The organism is Candidatus Symbiopectobacterium sp. (assembly GCF_020054415.1).
Lineage (GTDB): Bacteria > Pseudomonadota > Gammaproteobacteria > Enterobacterales > Enterobacteriaceae > Symbiopectobacterium.
In genome coordinates this window covers 1-7,753 of record NZ_JAHWCO010000202.1, presented here as the reverse complement: position 1 = coordinate 7,753, position 7,753 = coordinate 1, and the positions used below count along the sequence as shown (strand labels likewise).

Genomic DNA, 7,753 nt, shown 5'->3' with positions numbered 1-7,753 from the left:
TTGTGGCATTACAATAATGAGCGAACTCATCAGGGAAAAACGTGCTGCGGGCGTACGCCGATGGCCACTTTACTTGATGGAAAACGGATCTGGGCAGAAAAGAATCTGAACCAGATGTAATCTGACAGACACCTGTATAAAAAATAATAGGTAACTGTCAGATCAGGTCTGAGCTAGTACAGATTAGGTTCTAAAGAGAGCCATCGTCCGTTGCACGCCATTAAAGGTGCTTCCCCCCGTAGCATTGCTTGGTTATAGTCAGAAACAGGCGCTGGTTTTTCCCTTTACGTAAGGGATGAGGACGCCAGGATTTTCAGACATTAAGGAAGCTGGCAATGCTCTATCACCGTATTCCCCATAGTGCGTTAGAAGTCAGCGTGCTCAGTTTGGGCACCATGACGTTTGGTGAACAAAACGGTGAAGCGGAAGCGCACACGCAGCTCGATCGCGCAGTGGCAGCTGGCGTTAACCTGATTGACACCGCAGAAATGTATCCTGTGCCACCGCGACCGGAAACACAGGGGCTAACGGAACGCTATATTGGCTCATGGCTAGCCTCGCGTGGCGGCAGAGAAAAACTGATTTTGGCAAGTAAAGTCGCCGGGCCAAGCCGTGGCAGCGACGTCGGTATCCGTCCGCAACAGGTATTAGATCGTAAAAATATCCGTGCCGCGCTGGACGCTAGCCTAACTCGCCTGAATACCGACTACCTCGACCTTTATCAAGTGCACCGGCCGCGGAGACAAACCAACTGCTTTGGCAAATTGAACTATCAATACACCGATGACAAAGCAACGGTGACGCTGCTAGAAACGCTGGAAGCCCTTGAAGAGCAGGTGCGCGCCGGAAAAATCCGCTACATCGGGGTATCAAATGAAACTCCCTGGGGCGTAATGCGCTACCTGCAACTGGCCGAAAAACATAATTTGCCGCGTATCGTTTCCATCCAGAACCAGTACAGCCTGCTCAATCGCAGCTTCGAAATGGGATTGGCTGAAATCAGCCAGCACGAAGGGGTCGAGCTGTTGGCCTATTCACCCCTCGCCTTTGGTACGTTAACCGGGAAATATCTGAATGGCGCGCAGCCTGCTGGGGCGCGCAATACGCTGTTCAGCAGCTTTGTGCGTTACAGCGCGCAGCACACCCAGCAAGCCATTGCCGAGTACGTAGCTCTGGCTCAACGTCACGGACTGGACCCGGCACAAATGGCGTTGGCGTTTGTTCGTCAGCAACCGTTTGTCGCCAGTACCATCTGGGGAGCAAGCACGCTTGAACAACTCGATACCAACCTTGCCAGCCTGGAGGTGCAATTGAATGCCGAAGTGCTGGCTGATTTGGAAGAGATTCATCGCCGTTTCACCATCCCGGCACCTTAATATCGAGACTATTTCACTGTTAAGGCCCTCTATTGGGTCTTTTTTTAACTAGCAGCTCGACGCACCGCCAAGCAGAGGAAACAAGCAGCCACGCTGCGGATCACTATTCAGCCATTTCGACGCGCTAGCGGTATAGGTTTCCAACGGTTGGCTAAAGGTTAATGTTTCAGTCAAATCGACATTGATGTCTGAAATGGTCACGCTCTTGTTTTTCAAGCCGTTCTCATTGAACACCAGATGACTGTTAACCGTGGTGGACACCGTGCTTGAACCGCCCGATAAGGGCTGCATGTCATCCAGCGACGAACCCAGTTGCTCCACCGGCCAGACTATCTGGGTTGCAACATCAACGCCGTTGCTCTTGCTCACGGTAACCTTTGTCTGTGGCGGCCCCAGTTTCATCCATCGATTATCGGTAAAAATCACATTGTCAGACTGGTGATTGAGCTCATTAAGCACCTTATTACCTACGTTATTCAGAACATTTTGGGGTGCAATAGGTCGTGTATTCAATATGTTGATTGCAGTGTGAAATGTCCGGTTTTGGATGTGGAATACAGTGGATAAAGTTGACGTAAGATGCCCGTTTTGTGAACAGACATCTCCTGTGAAAAAACACGGTTATGGCAAAAGTGGCCATCAGCGTTACCGTCGTCAGTCATGCAGACACGGATGGCTACAGGGCTTACAACGACGAACTTCCAAAAGTAAAACACATCGTTAGCAAGCTGTATACACAGCGTATTGAGTGTGCACATCTGACACTGCGTAACCGATTGCAACGGCTCAATCGCAAGACGCTCGGATACTCAAAATCATCCGAAATGCACGATAGGATCATCGGTACTTACATCGAACGCGAGTACTACGTTTGATGCTACATCAACTCATTGAATACACGAACCACATTTATTCTTCTTTATTTTTACAACGGCATGAGAGAAATAGAATCGAGTAAAAGCATGATATATGTATAACCATAACTAGCTTTCACAAATCTGCTACACGCCTTGCCAAGTTCCGGGGATAAGACGGGGGCATAAAAAAGCCACTCTGACGAAATACTTGTTTTCATCAGAGTGGCGCTGTAGATACGATTACGGCAGGTATTTAAGCAACTGATTACGCTGGTTTTCCAGTGAAATGACTCGCTGGCATACATCCTTGCCAAAGCGCTGGAACGTGAGTTCCTGGCTATTCCACTCAGTTTGAATCGCTTGTTGCAGGTTGCCAAGGTTACCCATCATCGCCTGCAACGGATTGCCGCCGCTGGAAAGATGCCTTACACCCATCTCGTTCAGGCTGTCTTGCAACACGCCGCCAAGGGCTTGCTGCACCAACTGGCGGCCATCCTGCTCCACCTGTTTGACGGCCTGGTGATGAAACGCAATGCCATCGCTGCGCTGCTCGAGAATGCGCGCCATCTGCTGCTTGAGTTGTGTATCCAACGTTGTCAGACGGGCACGCACATTGCTGTCACTTCCCAGTTCCTTAGCAATGACACCATCCAGCGCCACGCGCGCTTTTTCCAGATGCGCCTGTGCCGCCTGCTCAATCCACGGCAGTTGCTGACGCAAATCCGCTTGATACGCCTTCGCCTGCTGACGTTGTGTCGCAGTAAGCGTTACTGCCGTCTGGTTGCGGGTGACATCTCCCTGCGGCGAAATCACCAAATTGCCACTTGCGCCAACCACCTGCACCTGTTGCGGTGTAATGAAGATGTCATCCAGCGGATTCACTTCACATTGATACGCCGCCTGTGCCTGCCAGGACAACAAAGCCAGCAGAGAAAGCATTACTGATCGCAACATGTCGTCTTCCTATAAAAACAGAATCAGGAGAGCAGATTTTCCTGCAGATCCCACCAGATATCGAACAGTTCGCTAACTTTAACCTCTTGCAACTGTTGGGCTTTCAGCCAGGCAACGACCTGCTCACGGTGCGCATCGGTACAATGGCCGGTCTTCTGCAAGCAGATTAACCCTTCCCAATGCAGATAACCGCTGCCTTCAAATGCCAGGCCAGCCGGATCAATCACATCGTCAACAAGCTTATCCAAAGTGGCATCGATTGTATCGACCGACGTGCCCTCAGCGAAACGCCAGCTTACCGAAAAGCCCAGTTCCTGAAACTCATCAATGTGTAACTTTTTGCGCAAACGACGACTGCGTTGTTGTGCCATTATTCTATCCTCTCAAACATAAGATCCCACACTCCGTGGCCTAACCGCTGGCCGCGCGCTTCGAACTTAGTTAACGGGCGAGACGATGGGCGAGGAACGTAGTCCTGTGTTGCAGAGAGATTACGGTATCCCGCCACATCGCGCATGACCTCAATCATATGTTCCGCATAATGCTCCCAGTCTGTCGCCATATGAAACACACCACCCTTAGCCAGCTTGCGCAGCACCCGCTCCGCAAAGGCTTTTTGTACAATACGACGTTTATTATGGCGCGCTTTATGCCAAGGATCAGGGAAAAAGAGCTGCACCATGGCCAGCGCCCCGTCGGGAATCATCTGCTCCAGCACTTCTACCGCGTCATGACACATCACGCGCAGATTGCTCAGATTAGCGTGCTGCGCCGCTGCTAGGCAGGCACCGACACCGGGAAGATGAACCTCAATCCCTAAAAAATTTTGCTCAGTGTGTTGCTCTGCCATGGTGACCAGCGACGCCCCCATGCCAAACCCGATTTCCAATACCGTCTGCGCTTTGCGACCGAAAAGCGCGGTAAAATCGAGCGCCTGTGCCTGATACTCTACCCCCATCACGGGCCAGTAGTTATCCAGCGCCTGCTGCTGTCCATCGGTTAAACGCCCCTGACGGCGCACAAAACTGCGAATACGGCGCAGCGGACGCCCATCCTCATCAAATTCCGGTGAAATGACGTTATTGATCATAAAAAACGTGTGCCGATGGCATGTTCAAATTCGCCCAAAGAAAGGCGCATTATGCAAGGATACCGCGGTTTAGCAAGGGGGATACCTCGGAAAGTTCCGGTTTACAGCACATTCACTCTGTGCTGGAATCGCTGTCAGACTTTTCACCCGGCAAGAGAGTGGCTTTTTTATGATGCAAGCGCAGCCGTTCGCGCAGCAGGTGTTGGCATGGTATGAGCGCTATGGCCGCAAGACGCTGCCGTGGCAACAAGAGAAAACGCCTTATACCGTATGGCTCTCCGAGATCATGTTACAACAGACTCAGGTCACCACGGTCATCCCCTATTTTCAACGTTTTATTGCACGCTTTCCCGATGTACGCACCCTTGCCGCCGCCCCCTTGGATGAGGTGCTGCACCTGTGGACCGTACTGGGTTATTACGCGCGTGCACGCAACCTGCACAAAGCCGCGCAAACCATAGTGGAGCAACACGGCGGAGAGTTTCCTACCACATTGGACGCCGTTTGCGCGCTACCGGGTGTCGGGCGTTCTACCGCGGGCGCAGTGCTGTCCCTTTCTCTCGGTCAGCATCACCCGATTCTTGATGGCAATGTAAAACGCGTGCTGGCACGCTGCTACGCGGTAGCAGGCTGGCCGGGTAAAAAAGAGGTTGAGCACCAGCTCTGGTCCCATAGCGAGCAGGTTACACCCGCACAGTGCGTTAGCCAGTTTAATCAGGCGATGATGGATTTAGGTGCAATGGTGTGCACCCGCAGCCGCCCAAAATGCGAACTTTGCCCACTAAGCAACGGTTGCATCGCTTATGCCAACCACAGTTGGGCCAGCTACCCGGGTAAAAAACCGAAGCAAACGTTACCGGAAAAAAGCGCCTGGTTTCTATTACTGCAACGAGGTAATGACGTATGGCTGCAACAGCGGCCTGCGACCGGGTTATGGGGAGGATTGTTTTGCTTTCCACAGTTCAACACCCATGATGATGTGGAACCTTGGCTGCAACAACGCGGTCTGCAAATCACAGATGTGCAGCAATTGGTGTCGTTTCGCCACACCTTTAGCCATTTCCATCTGGATATTGCTCCGCTCTGGCTCGCATTATCCACTGACATTCCTCACGCTTTGCACCATGCTTGCATGGAGGAAAAGACCGGTCTCTGGTATAACTTGGCGCAACCGCCCGCCGTTGGGCTGGCTGCACCGGTGAAACGACTATTACGTATGTTAACGCTACACTCCGGCGGCAGTTCGATCTGACCAGCACGCGTGTCGTGTATTCAATATGTTGATTGCAGTGTGAAATGTCCGGTTTTGGATGTGGAATACAGTGGCTAAAGTTGATGTAAGATGCCTGTTTTGTGAACAGACATCTCCTGTGAAAAAACACGGTTATGGCAAAAGTGGCCATCAGCGTTACCGTCGTCAGTCATGCAAACACGGATGGCTACAGGGCTTACAACGACGAACTTCCAAAATAAAACACATTGTTAGCAAGCTGTATACACAGCGTATTGAGCGTGCACATCTGACACTTCGTAACCGATTGCAACGGCTCAATCGCAAGACGCTCGGATATTCAAAATCATCCGAAATGCACGATAGTATCATCGGTACTTACATCGAACGCGAGTACTACGTTTGATGCTACATCAACTCATTGAATACACGACCCAGCACGCGTTATCCAAGAGGAATCAGCATGAGCAGAACTATTTTTTGTACTTTTTTACAACGTGAAGCCGAAGGGCAGGATTTTCAGCTTTATCCGGGAGAATTGGGCAAACGCATCTATCAGGAAATTTCGAAAGAGGCGTGGGCGCAATGGCAGACCAAGCAAACCATGCTGATCAATGAGAAAAAGCTCAATATGATGAACGTGGAGCACCGCAAACTGCTGGAACAAGAGATGATTAAGTTCCTGTTCGAGGGTAAAGAGGTCCACATCGAAGGCTATACCCCTCCCAGCGCATGATATCAGGGCCTTGTGGCCCTTTTGTCTCCTTATGCTGACACCGCGTTGCTAATGAACCGTTAATAACAAGATACTTATAACGAATCATCTATGAAGAAATTGCTAGCGTTGTTGCTCGTTGCGCCCTTGCTGATCTCCTGTTCCGGCAAGCGCGGCGATCTCAATAATGAAGAATTCATCAAGGATACCAACGCCTTTGACATTCTGGTGGGGCAGTTCGCCCACAACATCGAGAATATCTGGGGCCAGAACGAAGTGCTGATTGCCGGCCCGAAAGATTACGTCAAGTATACCGATCAATATCAAACCCGTAGTCACATCAACTTTGATGCCGGTACGATTACTATCGAGACCATTTCAGCGACCAATTACGTCCCGAGTTTACGCCAGACCATCATCACCACACTGTTGATGGGCTATGACGCCAGCAATACGGACCTCTACTCTGACGCCAATGACATTCAAATCAGCCGTGAACCAATGCTATACGGCCAGGTGTTAGACAACACCAGACAACCCATTCGTTGGGAAGGGCGCGCCGCCAGCTTTGCCGATTATCTGCTGCAAAACCTCTTGCAGAAACGGACCTCCGGACTGCATGTGATCTGGTCTGTCACTTTCCAACTGGTGCAAAACCATCTGGACAAACGTGCGCATAAATATCTGCCGCTGATCCGTCAGGCCTCCGAACGCTATGGCATTGAAGAATCGCTGATTCTGGCAATCATGCAAACCGAATCCAGCTTCAACCCTTACGCGGTCAGCCGTTCTGACGCATTAGGACTGATGCAGGTGGTGCAGCACAGCGCCGGACGTGATGTGTTCAAGAGCAAAGGAAAATGGGGGCAGCCGAGCCGTAGCTACCTGTTCGATCCTGAGAATAACATTGATACGGGCGTGGCTTATCTGGCGATTCTGAAAAACACCTATCTGGGTGGTATCGAGAACCCTACCTCACGTCGCTATGCTGTTATTACGGCGTATAACGGTGGGGCGGGCAGCGTGCTGCGCGTATTCTCCAGCGACAAGGACAGGGCCGTTAGCCTGATCAACCAAATGTCGCCGAGCGAAGTCTACAATACATTGACCACCAAGCACCCGTCAGCCGAATCGCGACGCTATCTCTACAAGGTCAACGCGACGCAGAAAAACTATCGCCGTTAATCGGGATGTTGCACTTACCTCTGGCGTATTCGTACGGGCTTTGTTGAATAAATCAGAACTTGCAACGACTGCGCCCTATACGGTTCGATTGTTACGTGATGCGAATACTGTTCGGCATTCCTAATAGCGTGGTCCGGTTAAGCGCTTTGACCATAGCCATGGCTTCACCCATCTGAGCATCGTAGTCTCTCAGACTTAGATAACGACCCAGAAGCCTTTTGAACCGGAACATGGCCGTTTCAGCCACTGAGCGCCGGTGATAGCCCACTTTCTTTTTCCAGATATCGTTACTACCGCTAATGCGCTGATTTGCAACAGCGTGGTTACGCTCGTGGTAGCGATCTG

10 protein-coding genes and 3 pseudogenes are annotated in these 7,753 nt (G+C 51.1%); 7 read left to right on the top strand and 6 right to left on the bottom strand.

What is annotated here, in order from left to right:
• Positions 1 to 120: pseudogene (locus QZ506_RS05955) on the top strand (IS481 family transposase); the annotation flags it as partial.
• A gap of 215 nt (positions 121 to 335) precedes the next feature.
• On the top strand, positions 336 to 1,376 hold the full coding sequence (locus QZ506_RS05950; protein WP_291969734.1) for an NADP(H)-dependent aldo-keto reductase: 1,041 nt from the start codon (positions 336 to 338) through the stop codon (positions 1,374 to 1,376).
• A 48-nt stretch (positions 1,377 to 1,424) separates the two neighbouring features.
• Here QZ506_RS05950 and QZ506_RS05945 read toward each other — a convergent pair whose 3' ends face one another.
• Positions 1,425 to 1,835 carry a hypothetical protein gene (locus tag QZ506_RS05945; RefSeq protein WP_291969732.1) on the bottom strand — a complete coding sequence of 137 codons (411 nt, stop codon included), beginning with the start codon at positions 1,833 to 1,835 and terminating at the stop codon, positions 1,425 to 1,427.
• A 13-nt stretch (positions 1,836 to 1,848) separates the two neighbouring features.
• Positions 1,849 to 2,016 (bottom strand): hypothetical protein, encoded by a 168-nt coding sequence (locus tag QZ506_RS05940; protein ID WP_291969730.1) that lies wholly within the window; start codon positions 2,014 to 2,016, stop codon positions 1,849 to 1,851.
• On the opposite strand from QZ506_RS05940, the pseudogene QZ506_RS05935 reads away from it, so the two are divergent.
• Positions 1,936 to 2,251: pseudogene (locus tag QZ506_RS05935) on the top strand (IS1 family transposase). The gene QZ506_RS05940 and the pseudogene QZ506_RS05935 overlap by 81 nt on opposite strands.
• Before the next feature lie 222 nt (positions 2,252 to 2,473).
• On the opposite strand, the gene QZ506_RS05930 reads toward QZ506_RS05935, so the two are convergent.
• From QZ506_RS05930 to trmB, 3 genes are read right to left on the bottom strand one after another with little or no spacing between them, the layout of a single operon-like run.
• Complete coding sequence (locus QZ506_RS05930) at positions 2,474 to 3,187, bottom strand: DUF2884 domain-containing protein (RefSeq protein ID WP_291969728.1); 714 nt, start codon at positions 3,185 to 3,187, stop codon at positions 2,474 to 2,476.
• Between the two features lie 23 nt (positions 3,188 to 3,210).
• Positions 3,211 to 3,558, bottom strand: a complete 348-nt coding sequence (locus tag QZ506_RS05925; RefSeq protein WP_291969726.1) for a YggL family protein — start codon at positions 3,556 to 3,558, stop codon at positions 3,211 to 3,213.
• Positions 3,558 to 4,277: a tRNA (guanosine(46)-N7)-methyltransferase TrmB gene (trmB, locus tag QZ506_RS05920; protein ID WP_291969724.1), complete on the bottom strand. Its 720-nt coding sequence runs from the start codon at positions 4,275 to 4,277 to the stop codon at positions 3,558 to 3,560. Before trmB ends, QZ506_RS05925 begins: the two co-directional genes overlap by 1 nt.
• Positions 4,278 to 4,446: 169 nt before the next feature.
• On the opposite strand from trmB, the gene mutY reads away from it, so the two are divergent.
• From mutY to mltC, 4 genes are all read left to right on the top strand, one after another.
• Positions 4,447 to 5,529 carry an A/G-specific adenine glycosylase gene (gene mutY, locus QZ506_RS05915; RefSeq protein WP_291969722.1) on the top strand — a complete coding sequence of 361 codons (1,083 nt, stop codon included), beginning with the start codon at positions 4,447 to 4,449 and terminating at the stop codon, positions 5,527 to 5,529.
• Between the two features lie 70 nt (positions 5,530 to 5,599).
• Positions 5,600 to 5,914 (top strand): IS1 family transposase, encoded by a 315-nt coding sequence (locus tag QZ506_RS05910; protein WP_291969720.1) that lies wholly within the window; start codon positions 5,600 to 5,602, stop codon positions 5,912 to 5,914.
• Between the two features lie 57 nt (positions 5,915 to 5,971).
• A complete protein-coding gene (locus QZ506_RS05905; RefSeq protein WP_196905913.1) occupies positions 5,972 to 6,244 on the top strand; it encodes an oxidative damage protection protein in 273 nt (90 codons plus the stop codon).
• Positions 6,245 to 6,334: 90 nt separating this feature from the next.
• Positions 6,335 to 7,408: a membrane-bound lytic murein transglycosylase MltC gene (mltC, locus tag QZ506_RS05900; protein WP_291969717.1), complete on the top strand. Its 1,074-nt coding sequence runs from the start codon at positions 6,335 to 6,337 to the stop codon at positions 7,406 to 7,408.
• Between the two features lie 91 nt (positions 7,409 to 7,499).
• On the opposite strand, the pseudogene QZ506_RS05895 reads toward mltC, so the two are convergent.
• Positions 7,500 to 7,753 (bottom strand): annotated as a pseudogene (locus QZ506_RS05895) (IS5/IS1182 family transposase); the annotation flags it as partial.

Bases quoted from the DNA above. Each gene is read 5' to 3' on its own strand.
- QZ506_RS05950 (WP_291969734.1), top strand. From the start codon at position 336: ATGCTCTATCACCGTATTCCCCATAGTGCGTTAGAAGTCAGCGTGCTC.
- QZ506_RS05940 (WP_291969730.1), bottom strand. From the start codon at position 2,016: ATGGCCACTTTTGCCATAACCGTGTTTTTTCACAGGAGATGTCTGTTC.
- QZ506_RS05930 (WP_291969728.1), bottom strand. From the start codon at position 3,187: ATGTTGCGATCAGTAATGCTTTCTCTGCTGGCTTTGTTGTCCTGGCAG.
- QZ506_RS05925 (WP_291969726.1), bottom strand. From the start codon at position 3,558: ATGGCACAACAACGCAGTCGTCGTTTGCGCAAAAAGTTACACATTGAT.
- trmB (WP_291969724.1), bottom strand. From the start codon at position 4,277: ATGATCAATAACGTCATTTCACCGGAATTTGATGAGGATGGGCGTCCG.
- mutY (WP_291969722.1), top strand. From the start codon at position 4,447: ATGATGCAAGCGCAGCCGTTCGCGCAGCAGGTGTTGGCATGGTATGAG.
- QZ506_RS05905 (WP_196905913.1), top strand. From the start codon at position 5,972: ATGAGCAGAACTATTTTTTGTACTTTTTTACAACGTGAAGCCGAAGGG.
- mltC (WP_291969717.1), top strand. From the start codon at position 6,335: ATGAAGAAATTGCTAGCGTTGTTGCTCGTTGCGCCCTTGCTGATCTCC.